This is a genomic window from Pseudomonas gebzensis (genome assembly GCF_034427815.1).
In the GTDB taxonomy this organism is placed as follows: domain Bacteria; phylum Pseudomonadota; class Gammaproteobacteria; order Pseudomonadales; family Pseudomonadaceae; genus Aquipseudomonas.
In genome coordinates, this window is sequence record NZ_JAXQNS010000003.1 from 377,857 (window position 1) to 392,558 (window position 14,702).

General features: G+C 65.6%; 12 protein-coding genes. 5 read left to right on the top strand and 7 right to left on the bottom strand.

Translation table 11 applies throughout. The features are described from left to right. The first annotated feature begins 137 nt into the window (after positions 1–137). Positions 138–773, top strand: coding sequence for a dTMP kinase (locus tag SJI00_RS08705; protein WP_322461325.1), 636 nt, complete (start codon positions 138–140; stop codon positions 771–773). Between the two features lie 209 nt (positions 774–982). On the opposite strand, the gene SJI00_RS08710 is transcribed toward SJI00_RS08705, so the two are convergent. The 5 genes from SJI00_RS08710 to SJI00_RS08730 form a co-directional block, all read right to left on the bottom strand. Further along, positions 983–2,272, bottom strand: a complete 1,290-nt coding sequence (locus SJI00_RS08710; protein ID WP_322461326.1) for a DUF2254 domain-containing protein — start codon at positions 2,270–2,272, stop codon at positions 983–985. A 270-nt stretch (positions 2,273–2,542) separates the two neighbouring features. Beyond that, positions 2,543–3,760, bottom strand: a complete 1,218-nt coding sequence (locus SJI00_RS08715) for a multidrug effflux MFS transporter (RefSeq protein WP_322461327.1) — start codon at positions 3,758–3,760, stop codon at positions 2,543–2,545. A gap of 259 nt (positions 3,761–4,019) precedes the next feature. After that, positions 4,020–5,330, bottom strand: a complete 1,311-nt coding sequence (locus SJI00_RS08720) for an alginate export family protein (protein ID WP_416221017.1) — start codon at positions 5,328–5,330, stop codon at positions 4,020–4,022. Between the two features lie 196 nt (positions 5,331–5,526). Next, the gene (locus SJI00_RS08725; RefSeq protein WP_322461328.1) at positions 5,527–5,970 is read right to left on the bottom strand and encodes a GlcG/HbpS family heme-binding protein; all 444 of its coding nucleotides are present in this window, start codon (positions 5,968–5,970) and stop codon (positions 5,527–5,529) included. A 10-nt stretch (positions 5,971–5,980) separates the two neighbouring features. Then, a complete protein-coding gene (locus SJI00_RS08730; protein ID WP_322461329.1) occupies positions 5,981–7,468 on the bottom strand; it encodes an aldehyde dehydrogenase family protein in 1,488 nt (495 codons plus the stop codon). Between the two features lie 285 nt (positions 7,469–7,753). On the opposite strand from SJI00_RS08730, the gene SJI00_RS08735 reads away from it, so the two are divergent. The 4 genes from SJI00_RS08735 (at position 7,754) to SJI00_RS08750 (ending at position 12,558) form a co-directional block, all read left to right on the top strand. Continuing rightward, positions 7,754–9,253 carry an APC family permease gene (locus tag SJI00_RS08735; protein ID WP_322461330.1) on the top strand — a complete coding sequence of 500 codons (1,500 nt, stop codon included), beginning with the start codon at positions 7,754–7,756 and terminating at the stop codon, positions 9,251–9,253. Next, positions 9,234–9,818, top strand: a complete 585-nt coding sequence (locus SJI00_RS08740) for a DUF3156 family protein (protein WP_322461331.1) — start codon at positions 9,234–9,236, stop codon at positions 9,816–9,818. The genes SJI00_RS08735 and SJI00_RS08740 overlap by 20 nt, the downstream gene beginning before the upstream one ends. Positions 9,819–9,933: 115 nt before the next feature. Beyond that, positions 9,934–10,896: a transcriptional regulator FeaR gene (gene feaR / locus SJI00_RS08745; protein WP_322461332.1), complete on the top strand. Its 963-nt coding sequence runs from the start codon at positions 9,934–9,936 to the stop codon at positions 10,894–10,896. Between the two features lie 144 nt (positions 10,897–11,040). Beyond that, entirely contained in the window at positions 11,041–12,558 is a 1,518-nt protein-coding gene (locus SJI00_RS08750; RefSeq protein ID WP_322461333.1) for an MFS transporter, read from the top strand. A gap of 207 nt (positions 12,559–12,765) precedes the next feature. Here SJI00_RS08750 and SJI00_RS08755 read toward each other — a convergent pair whose 3' ends face one another. Together SJI00_RS08755 and SJI00_RS08760 are read right to left on the bottom strand one after the other, a co-directional pair. Further along, positions 12,766–13,131: a cupin domain-containing protein gene (locus SJI00_RS08755; RefSeq protein WP_322461334.1), complete on the bottom strand. Its 366-nt coding sequence runs from the start codon at positions 13,129–13,131 to the stop codon at positions 12,766–12,768. Between the two features lie 32 nt (positions 13,132–13,163). Beyond that, a complete protein-coding gene (locus tag SJI00_RS08760) occupies positions 13,164–14,462 on the bottom strand; it encodes an NAD(P)/FAD-dependent oxidoreductase (RefSeq protein WP_322461335.1) in 1,299 nt (432 codons plus the stop codon). Positions 14,463–14,702: the final 240 nt, after the last annotated feature.

Below are 14,702 nucleotides of genomic sequence, written 5' to 3' on the forward strand. Positions count from 1 at the left end.
ACTGGCCAGGCGCGAGAAGCTGCACTGGCGCGACGGCCTCTGATCAGCCTGGGGCAACCGGGCCGTCGTTCGAACACGTTACGCTGCTGCCACGTTACGCTGCTGCGTATGGCCGCATCCACCGCCTTGTGAGACCTATGACCCAAAGCCTGTTCATTGCCCTCGACGGCCCCAAGGGTGTCGGCAAAACCACCTTGCTCGAAGCCGCGACCCAAGCGCTGCGGCGCGACGGCCACACCGTGGTGCGCTTGTGCGAACGCAACAATGATCCCGGCCGGGCGCAGACCATGGCGTTGGTCAATGAGTACGCCCGGCATCCCCAGGTGGAGCTGGAACGGCGCATCTGCGCGCGGCTGGCCGACAGTCGGGCATGGATTTCGGCTCACGTGCTGCCCAGGCAGCCTGCCGGCAGCGTGGTCCTGATGGACCGCTGGTACGCCTCGGACGCCGCGTTTCGCCGTGGCGTGCCGTTCGAAGAGGTGCTGCGCCTGAACCGTGAGCGCGGCGTGCGCGTGCCGGATCTACAGATGGGCGTAGTGACAGCGCCGGAGGTGTCCTGGGCGCGGGCGATGGCCCGGCGTAGCGGCCTGCGCAGCACCGTGCTGCAGACGTTCGATGACCATGTGGCGTGCACCGAGGCGTTCGAGCGTGCCATGGCGCACCAGGGGTGGGCCGTCTGCCGCAACGACGGCACGCTGGCCGACGCGACGGCCCAGGTGGTCGCAGCGATCGGGGAGGTGTTGCACGCGCGCCGGTGCCTGTCCGGTGCCTAGCGCGCGGGCAGCCTGACCGACACGCACCTGTTCGGCCATCGCCAACCCGTGTCAGCCAGTTGGGCGAGCAAGCGGAGCTGCCCGCCCAGTCGAGCCTGGCGAGTGGCTGGACGAGGCGACAACGTCCTGAGTCGCGCCTGGGGTTTTCGCAAGCTCACTGCGTACCAGCCCGCTTGAACACCGAAACCTCGGGGTAGGCCCGCGCGCGCCTAGGGTGTCAGCAGAGGACGTGCCACCGCGTGCAGGCGCGCTTTTTCTTCCTCCAGCATCAACGCCTTGTCTGCCCGCTTGAGCAACAGGGCCGCATGCAATCGGCACTGCTCAGCAAACAGCCCGGGATCGATCTCGGCCAGGCTGACCAACGCCTTGACCATACGGATGTCGATCTCCAGCAACCCTGCGCCGTCGCGGGCGATCAGGGTGAAGAAGTCGTCGAACAGGTCGTGAACCTCGATGCAGCGCACGTGCACGCGCAGGCAGTCGTCATCGATGTCTTCGGTCTGCGGAAGCTCGGTCGACCATTTGGAAAAGCAACGCACGCCCCGGCCAATCACATCGATCACCGTGCCCGAATCATTGGTCGCCGGGGACAGCGCGCGCGAGGCGATCTCGGCCAGCACCGACAGGCCAAAGCGCGGGTCCTGGTCGAAGGTGCGGCGCGAGCCGAGGGTGAGCGCATCGAGCACCTGGGCTTCCAGGCGCGTTTCCAGGTCGTCGTCCACGACCTGGCTGCCGTCAGCGCGCAGCAGCCGCGCCAGTGGCGCGCCGAGGTGCACGAAGCTGCCGGGCAGCACCTCCAGGTAAATCTCCAGCTGATGGTGCTTGGCCACCACGGCCAACGCGCCAACGTCGATGTGCTGGACGTAGCCGGTGTCGCTGCTGACGATCGTGGTGGCTTGAAGTGGCGGGGTGAAGCCCGCCGGGTAGGGCGCCCCGCCGAGGAACGGCCAGCGGGCGCGACGCTCGAGGGCTGTGAGGGTGGCGCCCTCGACGCGGTCGATGGTCTCGCCGACCCGGCCCAGCTTGGACAGGTGATCGATCCAGCGCAGCAGGGTGTAGACGATCAGCAGGATCATCAACAGCGTGACCGCAAACAGCACCACCCGGCCCTGCGCGCCATAGGCCCCGGTACTCAGGGCAATGATGCCGACCAGGCTGAAGAGGAACGAGCCAATGAAGGTGGCCAGCGCGTTCTGCGTGGTCGAGTCTTCCATCACCAGGCTGGTGGCGCGCGGCGTCACGCCACTGCTGGCGGCGCTGTAGGCCGAGACCATGGTGCTCAGCGAGAAGGTGGTCACCGCCAGCATGCTGGAGGCAATGATGCCGAGGATCTTGTCGACCGAATCGGCACCGATCTTCGCCGGCAGCGACGGCGGCACGACATCGCGGAACACGATGGCGAGCAGGGCGGTAATGACGCCAATCAATGAAAACAGCGTGGCGCGAAACCACAGCCGCTTGGTGATTTGACCGAGGGCCCAGCGCCAGCGTGCGATCATTGGAGGTACCTGCAGTGAGGGGAGGAGGCGCCCGGCAGATTCGCCGTGGCAGTGCCCGATTGAGTGGCGCTGCGGCGAGAAAGTTTAATCGGTCAGGGGCATTGCGCACCTTTGGGGGCGGTACAGCTGCGCCGTCAGGTACAGCGTTGTCGCCTGCGCCTGAGGGCTGCAGACGCCATCACCGTACGCCAGGCGGCACCGCACCAGAGCACGGCGAACAGCACGATCCCCGCGCAAGTAGCCCGTGAGGCGGGCATCCCTGGCCGAGCTTCAATGCGCGCCCAGGGAGAACTGCTCCGACACCTCCCGCAGGCTCAGCGCCGTCAGCAGGCAGACCACCAGCGCGCTCAGGGCCAGCAGCGCGGTCCATGCCACCGGGCCGTACTGCAACAGCAGCGCTGCCAACGGCGAGGCACTGGAAGACACCGACAGCTGGATAGCGCCGAGCAGCGCGGCGGTCGAGCCCAGGGATTTTGCCTGCGACGACATCACCAGCGACATCAGCGTCGACTCGGCAATGCCCAGCCCGAACAGGGCAAACGCCATGCCCCCGGCCACACCCGGCAAACCCACGCCTGCCAACGCACTGATGAAGGTGATCAAGCCACCGACGGCCATGCACAGCACGCCAAGCCAACTCAGCGTGCTCAGCCCCAGGCGGCTGATCAGGCGGCTGGCCAGCATGGCGCCGAGCATCACCGACACACCAGTGGCGCCGAACAACAGGCCAAACGACTGTGCGCTCAGGCCGTAGTGCTGCTGGTACACCAGGGTCGCACCGCCGATATAGGCGAACAGGAAGAAGAACACTGCCGCCACGGCCAGCGTCGGGCGCAGGAAGCGCGGGTCGGCGAGAATCGTCCGGTAAGTGCACAACGCGCGCCCCAGGCGCAGCGGTTCACGCTGTTTGGCAGGCAAGGTTTCCGGCAGGTTGATCAGGCTGTTGAGCAGCACCAGCAGGCCCATGCCGCCCAGCGCCAGCATGACCGCGCGCCAGCCGAAGTGCGCGTCGATCACCCCGCCCAGCGCCGGTGCCAGGATGGGTGCAACCCCTTCGATGGTCATCAACAGGGCAAACAGCTTGGTCGCCGCCACGCCCTGGCTGACGTCACGCACCATGCTCATGATCACCACCAGGGTCAGCGCGCTGCCCAGGCCCTGGAAGAAACGCAGCGCGATCAGCGCGTCGAGGTTCGGCGCCATGGCCGCGCCGACCGAGCACAGGATGAACAACAGCAGGCCGGCCATCAGCGGTCTGCGCCGACCGTAGGCGTCGACAACCGGGCCGAAGATCAATTGCCCGGCGCCCATGGCCAGCAGGAAGAAGGTCAGGGTCAGTTGCACGCGGGTGAAGCTGGCTTGGTAGTGGTTGGCGATCTCCGGCAGGCTCGACAGGTACATGTCGACGGCCGACGGCCCCAAGGCGCCGATCAGGCCCAGGCCAAGTGCCAGCTTGCGTGGCACGGCGGAGGAGGTGTTGGCGTGCATAATCGTCTCATCAGAATGTGTTACCTACCGGACGGTAGGCTGAGCAATCGTAGGTGTCTTTCCCGGTAGGGTCAAACGCTGTTTCGCGCCAATGCCTCATGGCACGCGTAGCCAATCGGGTGGCAGGCTCAGGCAAGCGCAACGGCGCCTGAAGCCCGATAGTGGCGTTGGCTTACCAGGGCTGCTTGCACACTTCATAGGTGCTGTCGTTGACCGCCGGCTTGAAACCGGCGGTCTTTTTTTGTCAGAACGGCACTTGTTAGAAGGGCACTGCCACGGTCACTTGGCTGTAGACATTGGTGCCGTTGCCACCGACCTGATTGCCACCGTTGCTCTGGTCCTTGCGCGGCTGATACAGGCCGACCAGCGGGCTGATGATCAGGTGCTCGTTGGCCGCCCACTCGACGTAGACGTCGAGTTCGCGGGCATTGAGGTTGAGGCTGTTGCGGGTGCGCACGGTGTTGAAGTCGAAGTACAGGGCGCCGACCGTCAGGTTGTCCAGCGGCGTGGCCTTCAGGCCAACATGATGAATCCCGGTATTGCTGTTGAAGGGGCCTGCGTAGTTGGCGGCGACCTCACCCTGGAACCAGGTGCCGTAGCCGCTGGACAGTCCACTGAACAGCGCGTCCCACTCGGCCGAGTAGCGGGTGTAGCGGTAGGTCAATTGCGGTGCCCAGGGGAGGTCGGCAAAGGTGTAGCCCGCTTGCAGGTACCAGGCGTGTTCCGGCCCGCCGCGTTTGTCTTGCCAGGCGTATTCGAAGGCGAAGTGAGCGTTGTCGATCCCGGCGCTGCCGTCGCCGCGTACGCTGTAGACGTTCATCCCGTCACGCGCCTGCTGCGCTTCACTGGCCCAGCGGTCATTGACGCCGATGCCATGAATCCAGGTCAGGCCCACAGTGCCCAGGGGGTGGGTGTAGTCCAGGGTGCCGGCGGCCAGTTCGGTTTCAGCTTGGGCGCGGTTGTCGGATTTCAACCACAGCACGCTGCCGTGCAGGCCCTCCTGGCCACCCAGACGCAACACGGCAGTGCGGTCGAACGCGTGGCGGGCGGCCAGGTAATAGGCGCCGCCGCGGTCCAGCGCGCCGTCGGCCACACCGCTGCCCAGGTTTGGCCCGTCATCGTTGATCAGAAAGCCGCTGCCCAGGCGCACCACTTGGCGGCCGGCTGACAGGTCCACGCCATCTTTGCCAAACAGCGGCAGCAGGTCGCCCGAACGCCAGCCCAGGTAGGCGTCTTCGATCTTGGTGGTGCGTTCGCTGCCGTTGGTGTTGCCGGCTGCGTCACCGTCGCCCCAGGTGCCAGAGCTGACCCAGTTCAAGGCACCGTACGCGCTGCCGTTGCCGGCCAGGCCTTGATCCCCGCTCAGGCCGTACTTGATGAAGCCCTCGCGCCAGGTCGAGCCGCCTGGCGTACCGTCGTAGTTCTTGCGGCTGTTGAACAGGCCCCACACGGCCAGCATGTCGGCATTCAGGTGGCTGTCGTCATCGGCATACAGCTCATAGGCTGGCGCGGTCTGGCTGGCGAGCAGGGCCGCCATGGCCAGGGTCGACAGCGTTTGCGATTTGACCATTGCACGTTCCTTCATGTTGTTCGCCTTCGGTGAGGCGTTTTCTTGTCGGTAGGCACCCGCTCAGGCGGAGACCGTCGCGGTTGGCTGCGACGGTCTATTAGTGCGTCAGGAAGAGGGCGAGGTCTTGTTGCTGGCTGCCAAGGCGCTTGTACGCCTTGGCCAGGGTGGTCATGGAGAAAGGTGTGACGGTGGTGGCTCAGCCCTCGTGCAGCAGCGCTGCAACCTGGGCGGCGGCAGCTTTGGCACACAGCGTGTCGATGGCCTCGCTGGCCCCCGACACGCCCATGGCGCCAATCACCTGGCCGGCATGGCGCAGCGGCTCACCGCCGCCAAACAGGGCCATGTCCGGTTGCAGCGGCAAGCCGGTGCGCACCGCTTCAGAGCACTGCGCCAGGCGCTGGCCCCAGTCGCCAGTGGGCATGCCGAAGCCTGCCGCGGTCAGGGCTTTGCGCAGTGCGATGGCCTGTGCAGGCCGCGGCGCGCCGTCCATGTGCGCGCTGTGCACGGGTAGGCCGCTGGCATCGACGATCACCAGGCTGACCTTGACCTGCTGCTGCGCGGCCGCGTCCAGGGCCGCCTGCAGGGCGCGCATGGCCAGGGGCAGGCTGAGCGTGAGCTGTTCGCGCAGCCAATGGCTCATGGGGCGCGCCTCAATAACGGATCATCACGGATTTGAGCTCGGTGAAGTCATCGATGAACGCCGAGCCGAACTCGCGGCCGATACCCGAGGCCTTGATGCCACCGAAGGGCACGGCTGGGTCCAGCAAGGTGTGCATGTTGACCCACAGCGTGCCGGCCTGGATCTCGGGAATCATGCGCATGGCCTTGCCCAGGTCGTTGGTCCACAGGCTGGCGCTCAGGCCGTAGGGCGAGGCGTTCATCAGGTGCAGCAGCTCCTCTTCGCTGTCATAGGGCAGGAAGGTAGCGACCGGGCCGAAGGTTTCCTGATTGAGCAGGGTGTCGTTGACCGAGTTGGCCAGGATCACGGTAGGCTCGACGAAGCAGCCCGGGCCGTCGCCCAAGCCCCCGCCATGAATGATCTGGCTGCCTTCGGCACGCGCGGTGGCGAACAGTTCGCCGAGTTTCTGCTGGTGCAGTTTGTTGGCGACCGGGCCGAACTGGGTGGTCTCGTCCAGAGGCGAGCCGAATTTCAGTTGCCCCAGGCGCTGCGACAGGGCCTCGAGCAGGGGCTCCATGCGTGAACGGTGTACATAGAAGCGCTCGCCGGCCGCGCAGATCTGGCCGGAGTGCAGGAACCCCGCCTCGATGATGCCGTCAACGGCCTTGTCGATCGCCACATCGGGCAGGAACGCCACGGCATTCTTGCCGCCCAGTTCCAGCGTGGCGCGGGTCAGCTTGGCGCCCATGGCCGCTTGGCCAACGGCAATGCCGGTCGGCACTGAGCCTGTGAACGACACCTTGTCGGTGCCGGGGTGCTCGATCAGCGCCTTGCCGACTGCGCCGGCACCGGTCAGCACGTTCAGGGCGCCGGGCGGCAAGCCCGCCTCAGCGGCCAGTTCGGCGATGCGCAGCAGGGTCAGCGGGGTGAACTCGCTCGGTTTGATGATGATGCTGCAGCCGGTGGTCAGCGCCGAGGCCAGCTTCCAGATGGCGATCATGGTGGCGAAGTTCCACGGCACGATGCCCACCACCACGCCGATCGGCTCGCGCAGGGTGTAGGCGGTGTAGCGTTCGCCGGCGAACGAGGGCAGCGAGGGGGTGATGGTCTGCCCGGTGATCTTGGTGGCCCAACCGGCGTAGTAACGCAGGAAATGCGCTGCCTGACCCACCTCGAAGGCGCGCGATATACCGATCAACTTGCCCGACTGCAGGGTTTCCAGCTGGGCCAGCTCCTCGCCATGGGCCTCGATCAGGTCGGCCAGCTTGAACAGCACGGCGGCGCGGCCAGCCGGGCTGCTGCGCGACCATGCCACGAAGCCCTGGCGAGCCGAGGCGACGGCCTGGTCGACATCGGCCTGATTGGCATCGGCGATGTGGGCAATGGTCTGGCCATTGGCCGGGTTGGCCACGGCGATCTTGGCGCTGCTCTGACTGGCCACGGCCTGGCCATGAATGAACAGGCCATGCTCGCGGTTCAGGAAGGCGCTGACGGACGGAAGAAGGGCAATCTCGCTCATGGGAACTCCAAGGCTGGTAAGCACCGGCCACTGGCCGATAAAGCGCTGGAGCATAAAACGCAAGGCGTTGCCGATCTTGTGCGCGCGTGACAGGCGCATGATTCTCCCTGCCATCGCGCGACGCTCGCGAACGCGCCGATGGCAGGCAGCAACAAGGCCTGCGGCAGCCACGGGCAAGACGCCCAGGTGGCGTCGGCGCACAGTCACCGTGCAGGCAAGCGAGCCGCCGTGCGTGAAGGAACACTTGCCGCGTTCAATGCCATAACAACAAGCCAGGGCATAACGATGTCACTCAACCTGAAACTCACTCAGCACCTTAACCAAGGCCGCGTCGGCTTTCCCACCGCGCTGGCCAGTACCGTCGGCCTGATCATGGCCAGCCCGGTGATCCTCACGGCGACCATGGGCTTTGGCATCGGCGGCGGTGCGTTCGCCATCGCCATGGTCATCGCCGCGCTGATGATGCTGGCGCAGTCGACCACCTTCGCCGAAGCCGCGTCGATCCTGCCGACCACAGGCTCGGTCTACGACTACATCAACTGCGGCATGGGCCGCTTCTTCGCCATTACCGGCACGCTGTCGGCGTACCTGATCGTGCACGTGTTCGCCGGCACCGCCGAAACGATCCTGTCCGGGGTCATGGCGCTGGTCAACTTCGAGCACCTCAACACCCTGGCTGAATCTGCCGGCGGCTCGTGGTTGCTGGGGGTGTGCTTCGTGCTCGGCTTTGCCGTGCTCAACGCCTTTGGCGTCAGCGCCTTCAGCCGCGCCGAGGTGATACTGACCTTCGGTATGTGGACCACGCTGATGATCTTCGGCGTGCTGGGGCTGATCGCCGCGCCGGCGGTGGAGCTGGAAGGGCCGTTTGGGGTATCGCTGGTGGGCACCGACCTGATGACCATCCTCTCGCTGATCGGCATGGCCATGTTCATGTTCGTCGGCTGTGAGTTCGTCACGCCGCTGGCGCCCGAACTGCGCCGTTCCCACTGGGTGCTGCCACGGGCCATGGCGCTAGGCCTGTTTGGCGTGGCCAGTTGCATGTTCATCTATGGCGCGGCGATGAAGCGCCAGGTCGAGAACGTGGTGATCGATGCGGCCAGCGGTGTGCACCTGCTCGACACGCCCATGGCCATCCCGCGCTTCGCCGAACAGGTGATGGGCGATATTGGCCCGGTCTGGCTGGGCATCGGCTTTCTGTTTGCCGGTGCGGCGACCATCAATACGCTGATGGCCGGGGTGCCGCGCATCCTCTATGGCATGGCCGTGGACGGCGCGCTGCCCAAGGTCTTCGCCTACCTGCACCCGCGTTTCAAAACACCGCTGGTGTGCATCGTGGTGGTGGCGCTGATTCCGTGCCTGCACGCCTGGTACCTGGGCGGCAACCCAGACAACATCCTGCACCTGGTGCTGGCCGCGGTGTGCGCCTGGAGCACGGCCTACCTGCTGGTGACCCTGTCGGTGGTCATTCTGCGGATCCGCCGCCCAGATCTGCCGCGTGCCTACCGCTCGCCGTTGTTCCCGCTGCCGCAGATCGTCTCCAGTGTCGGCATCATCATCGGTATGGCGTTCATTACCCCGCCTGGCATGAACCCGGCCGACATCTACGTGCCGTTCGCCATCATGCTGGCGGGTACGGCAAGCTACGCGCTGTTCTGGACCCTGTGCGTGCAGAAGGTCAACCCGTTCACGCCGGCGCGGGTCGAGGATGTACTCGAGCAGGAGTTCGCCAACGAACCGGGCCACAGCAGCATGGAGCACGCGCAGCATGATCAACGCTTTGCGTGAACGCTGGCTGGCGCCTCGTACGCCGACTGGCTACCGGCCTGGAGTCACCCTCGGGCATCTGCTGCGCAACCTCGGGCCCCTGCAGGTCCACGGGCTGGAGGCGTCTGCCGCGGTCGTTCACGACCCGGTACGCGGTTGGCACTGCGAGCTGCGCGAATGCGTGCAAGCGCACCTGCTGATGCACCTGGTGAGCTGTGAACTCAAGATGACCGTACCGGCCCTCCAGGCGTGCGACATGCGCCTCGACTTGCGCCATACCGGTGCGCTGCGCCGCACCGGTGTCACCGCTGTGTACCGAGGTGGCGACAAGGCGCGCTTCGCCCAGGTGCGTGATCGACTGATGGGCCACGCCGCTCTGCTGGCCGCGTTGATGCCGCTGGACTTCAAGCGGCTGACCCTGGCCTGCCGAGACGGGCAGTGGCAACTGGTGCTTGAGCACATGGGCGGTAGCGAGGTGGTCAACCGCATGCCCGCGTTCCGGCGCTACATTCAGGTCAGCCCGCCGCAACGTGCGCATCTGCTCGCGTGCCTGGGGTGCTTCAACGAGGCACTGCGCGCACTTTGACGTGCGCGCTGGCACATCCTTTGCCTGCTTCTTCGACACGATATGACTGTTGTACCGACATTGTTAACATGTTATCAATGCCGACATAACAACAATTCCTGTGTCGAGGGCCGCCATGCATACCCATCTCTCCAATCCTCAGGACCCTCTCTCCAATCATCAGGCGCTGCAACGCTGGACCTCGGCCATGCAGCAGCTGTGTGGCCGCTTCGAGACAGCGCTCGCCGCCAGCCCATCGCTGTTCATTGGGGAAGTGTCTGCCGGTTCCCGCGCGGGTCTGCCGCTGGCCTGCCTGCGCACCAATGCCGGGCGGATCTGCCGCATGGGCGAGAACCCGGCGCTGGATGACGACCAGCACTGCTTTCTGGTCAGCCAGCGCGCCGGGCATTCGACCGTGATGCAAGGCGGTGAGCATGTGACCCTGGCTCCGGGCGACCTGCTGCTGATGGACTCCATAGGCCCGTGTGAAATCACGCCCAGAGGCCTGATCGAACATGTGTCCCTGGCGCTGCCGCGCGAGCAGGTGCGCCGGCACATCCGCGGCGACGGCCCGCCGTTCGGCAAGATTTCTGCGACCAACACCTGCGGGCGCATGCTGCATGTGCTGATGGATCAGCTGTGCAAGGAAGGCAAGGATCGGCAAGAGGACGCCCAGGGCGAGGCATTGCGCAGTGCCTTCATTGCCTTGCTCGACCCGGGGCTTGAGCGCAGCGGTGCGGGCACGTGCAACGCCAGTGTGCTGAGCAGCGCCAACCTGCGCGGGTATGTGCAGCAGGTCATCGACGAGTCGCTGCCCCAGCCTGGGCTGACCCCGGCCAACCTGGCAGGCCGGCTGAACATCTCGGTGCGCCACCTGTACCGTCTGTTCGAGGAGGAGGGCGACAGTGTTTGCCGGTATATCCAGCGCGCACGGCTCACGCGCAGTGCCCAAGACCTGGCCAACCCGTTCCACCGCAGCGAGTCGATCACCTCGATCGCCTACAAGTGGGGCTTCACCGATTCGGCGCATTTCAGCCGCTCGTTCAAGAAGCAGTTCGAGTGCTCGCCCAAGCACTACCGCGCCCAGGTGCTGGGCTGAAGTATCGAGGGTGCTGGGGCAAGGCTCAGTGGCGCTGCGCCCGGGCTGCTGGGCGGTGGCCCAGGGCGCATTGGCGCAGGCGCGATCATTTGTCGTTTACCCACGGCATACTGTCGCGTCAACCGACCCTCAAGAGCCCCCACCATGCCGCACCCCGACCCCAGACGCTGGTTGATCCTGATCGCCGTGATGCTGGCGTTCCTGCCCATTGTCATCGACATGACCATCCTGCACATCGCCGTACCCTCTCTCACCCTCGCGCTGGGCGCTTCGAGCACCGAGGTGCTGTGGATCATCGACATCTACCCCTTGCTGATGGCCGGGCTGCTGGTACCGATGGGCACCTTGGCCGACCGCGTCGGCAACCGGCGCATCCTGCTCTGTGGCCTCGCGGTGTTTGGCGTGGCTTCGATGCTGGCGGCCTTCGCCACCTCCGCCGCCTGGCTGATCGCCGCGCGTCTGGTCCTGGCGCTGGGCGGGGCCATGATCATGCCGTGCGTGCTGGGCATCATCCGCCGGACCTTCGAAGACGAGCGCGAACGCGCCTTGGCCTTGGGTATGTGGGGCACGGTCGGCGCGGCGGGCGCTGCCGTGGGTCCGCTGATCGGCGGCGCGCTGCTCGAGCACTTCTGGTGGGGCTCGGTGTTCTTGATCAACGTGCCGCTCATGGTGCTGGTGATCCCGGTGGCGTGGCTGTTGCTGTCACGCACGGAAACCACCACGCCTGGGCACTGGGCCATCGGCCAGGCGCTGATCCTGATCGCGGGCATCATCGCCGTGGTCTACGGCCTCAAGGCCGGCATGGCCGGCACCCAGCCGTTGCCCCTGGCGCTGGGGGGGCTCGGCGCTGGGCTGGTGTTGCTCGCCTGGTTCGCGCGCCAGCAGTTGCGCACGGCCACGCCCATGCTGGACTTGTCGCTGTTCAGCCACCCGGTGCTGGTGGCGGGGCTGGTCATGGCGTTGATGACGATCGGAGCGCTGGCAGGGGTCGAGTTGACCTTGGCGATGGAGCTGCAATACGTGCTCGACAAAACACCCCTGCAGGCCGGCGTGTTCATGATTCCGATCATGGCCGCCGCAGCCGTGGGCGGCCCGGTGGCGGGGTATCTGTCGAACCGCTTCGGCCTGCGCACCGTGTCGAGCGTGTCGCTGGCCATTTCTGCTGCGGCGCTGGGCCACCTGGCCTTTGCCGATTTCGCTGCGCCAGGCCTTGCGGTACCCGCCGTGCTGGCGGTGCTGGGGCTGGCGCTGAGCATCGGCCTGACGGCCTCGTCGATCGCCATCATGAGCGCGGTGCACGCCAGCAAAGGCGGTGCGGCCGGGTCGTTGGAGGCGACAGCCTACGAGCTGGGCACAGGCCTTGGCATCACCTTCTTCGGTGTGTTCATGTCGCGGGTGTACGGGCACCTGCTGAGGCCACCGGCAGACCTGCCAACGGCACTGGCGCAACGCGCTGCGCAGTCGATTGGCGACAGTTATGTGGTGGCGGGGGAGTTGGCGCAAGGCCAGGGCAGGGCGCTGATCGAAGCCGGCAAGGCAGCGTTTTCCACCACCCATTCGGTCCTGCTCAGCACCTGTGCGGTGATGATCGGCGTGCTCGCGGTAGTGATTTTTCTGTTGATGGGCCGTGCGGTGCCTGTCGGTAGCACGAGGCCCGACTAGATCGCTGCCCAGGCTCATTGACCTCTGGCGACGACGCTGGCCTGCAAGCGCTGCCCGAAGGTGTGGCGCCGGCTCTATCGGGTGGGGGGCAGCAGTGGCTCAAGGCCGTTTCATCGCGGCGCCGGCCCGCCGTGGCCGGTGCGATCGCCGTAAGGCGCCCGAGGACCGCAAGGCGGCGCAGGCTCAGGCGCCATCTTGCAGCAGGTCTCAGACCACTGCCAGGTAATGCTTGACGAACGATTCGCTGAGCACTTCCCACAGCACGGGCGTGCCCTTGGTCACGAACCAGGCATCGCCGGCCTTGAAACGGCTCACCTGCCCGGTGGATTCGTCGGTCAGCTGGATTTCACCGGTGACGATCACGGCCTGTTCATCGAATGGGTAGACCATGCGGAACTTGCCCTTGGTGGTGCCGAAATAGGCGCTGCTGACGGCATCGGTCGGGGCGCCATGGGTCATCTTGCCGAAGGCTTTGACCTCGCCTTCGAGGATCTCCGAGCCCATGTCGGCAACCGAGCCCCATGGGTCGAGTTCGGACAGTTGAATGCCTTGTCTGGCGGCAGTGAGGGTCATTTTGGTGCTCCTTGGGTAGTGGATGATGGGCTTCAACGACGCCCGTTGAAGTAGCCCGACAGCTGATGCACGGCTTTGCCGGCGGTCAGGAGTAGCGGGCGCAAACGGTCTTTGCCGAGAATGCGCGAGTGCTTGACCGAGCTCAGCAGGTCATAGCGCGCGGACCCTTCGCGCATACCTTCGGCGAGGATCTTGCAAATGATGTGGCTGGGCGTGACGCCAAAGCCTGAATAGCCCTGCACATAGAACGCGTTTGGCCGGTTGCTCAAGGTGCCGATCTGCGGGAACAGATTGGCGCTGGTGGCCATCGGACCGCCCCATGCCAGATCGATCCGTACGTCCTTGAGGTAGGGGAATATCTTCAGCATCAGTGCGCGGTTCCAGGCCTTGAGGTCCAGCGGAATGCGCTCGACCACCGACGTGGCGGCGCCGAACAGCAGGCGGTTCTCGCGGGTCACGCGGTAGTAGTCGATCACCGGTCGGATGTCACTGTAGGCCCCGCGGATCGGGCTGATGCGCTGGATCAGCTCATCGGACAGCGGCTCGGTTACCAGCTGGAAGGCGTAAGTGTTGAGGGTGCGCGCGTGCAGCTCTGGCTCCAGTTTGTTGAGGAAACTGTCGCAGGCCCACAGCAGCTTGCTGGCGCGCACCGAACCGCGCCCGGTGCGCACCGTGATGCGCTCGCCGTAGGTCACCTCCAAGGCCGGGCTGTTCTCGAAGATTCGGGCGCCGTGGCCGACCAGGGCCTGAGCCTCGCCGAGCAGCAGGTTGAGCGAATGCACATGCCCGCCGCCCATGTGCAGCAGCGCGCTGCCGTAGGCGTCGCTGCCGATGATCTGCTTGACCTCCGAGCCGCCCAGGAAACGGATTTCGTCACGGTTGTTGACGGCCTGGAAGTCCTTTTCCCAGGCTCGCAGAGTCTTTTCCTGACGGGCGTTGAAGCCCATGTAGCCGTAGCCGTGACAGAAGTCGGCGTCGATGTCATAGCGGGCGATGCGCTCCTTGATGATGCCGGCACCCAGCTCGCTGATGGCGAAGACGTCCCTGACGCCTTGTTCGCCGACGCTGCTTCTGATTTTTTCCAGGTCATGCCCAATGCCCGCCATGATCTGCCCGCCGTTGCGGCCGGTGCCACCGAACCCCAGGTGGCGCGCTTCGAGGACAACGACATTGGTGATGCCGTTTTCGGCCAGCTCCAGTGCGGTGTTGATGCCCGAGAAGCCGCCTCCGATCACCACGACATCGGCGTCGACGTCGCTTTCCAGCGTGGGGAAGCTGAGGTTGTATTTGCGCGTGGCGGTGTAGTAGGTCGGGGTCTCGATGTTGATCATGACGCAGCCTGTTGAATTGGAGTTGTGAAAAGGCCGATGCCTGGAAGCGTGGGTCGTGGAGTGATTTAGCCCCTAACGCTCGGTAGGTGTCTTGCCCGAGCCTGCCAGGCACTTGGCTGAGGCTGCCATCGACCTGGACGTGGGCATTTTGGCTGAAGTGCGGGTGCAGGCTCGCGTTCAGCCTTTACGCGGTGCAGCGCGGCGTCTTACCGGAGGCGATGGTTAACGCCCGGGGCGCGA

Bases quoted from the DNA above. Each gene is read 5' to 3' on its own strand.
- SJI00_RS08705 (WP_322461325.1), top strand. From the start codon at position 138: ATGACCCAAAGCCTGTTCATTGCCCTCGACGGCCCCAAGGGTGTCGGC.
- SJI00_RS08710 (WP_322461326.1), bottom strand. From the start codon at position 2,272: ATGATCGCACGCTGGCGCTGGGCCCTCGGTCAAATCACCAAGCGGCTG.
- SJI00_RS08715 (WP_322461327.1), bottom strand. From the start codon at position 3,760: ATGCACGCCAACACCTCCTCCGCCGTGCCACGCAAGCTGGCACTTGGC.
- SJI00_RS08720 (WP_416221017.1), bottom strand. From the start codon at position 5,330: ATGGTCAAATCGCAAACGCTGTCGACCCTGGCCATGGCGGCCCTGCTC.
- SJI00_RS08725 (WP_322461328.1), bottom strand. From the start codon at position 5,970: ATGAGCCATTGGCTGCGCGAACAGCTCACGCTCAGCCTGCCCCTGGCC.
- SJI00_RS08730 (WP_322461329.1), bottom strand. From the start codon at position 7,468: ATGAGCGAGATTGCCCTTCTTCCGTCCGTCAGCGCCTTCCTGAACCGC.
- SJI00_RS08735 (WP_322461330.1), top strand. From the start codon at position 7,754: ATGTCACTCAACCTGAAACTCACTCAGCACCTTAACCAAGGCCGCGTC.
- SJI00_RS08740 (WP_322461331.1), top strand. From the start codon at position 9,234: ATGATCAACGCTTTGCGTGAACGCTGGCTGGCGCCTCGTACGCCGACT.
- feaR (WP_322461332.1), top strand. From the start codon at position 9,934: ATGCATACCCATCTCTCCAATCCTCAGGACCCTCTCTCCAATCATCAG.
- SJI00_RS08750 (WP_322461333.1), top strand. From the start codon at position 11,041: ATGCCGCACCCCGACCCCAGACGCTGGTTGATCCTGATCGCCGTGATG.
- SJI00_RS08755 (WP_322461334.1), bottom strand. From the start codon at position 13,131: ATGACCCTCACTGCCGCCAGACAAGGCATTCAACTGTCCGAACTCGAC.
- SJI00_RS08760 (WP_322461335.1), bottom strand. From the start codon at position 14,462: ATGATCAACATCGAGACCCCGACCTACTACACCGCCACGCGCAAATAC.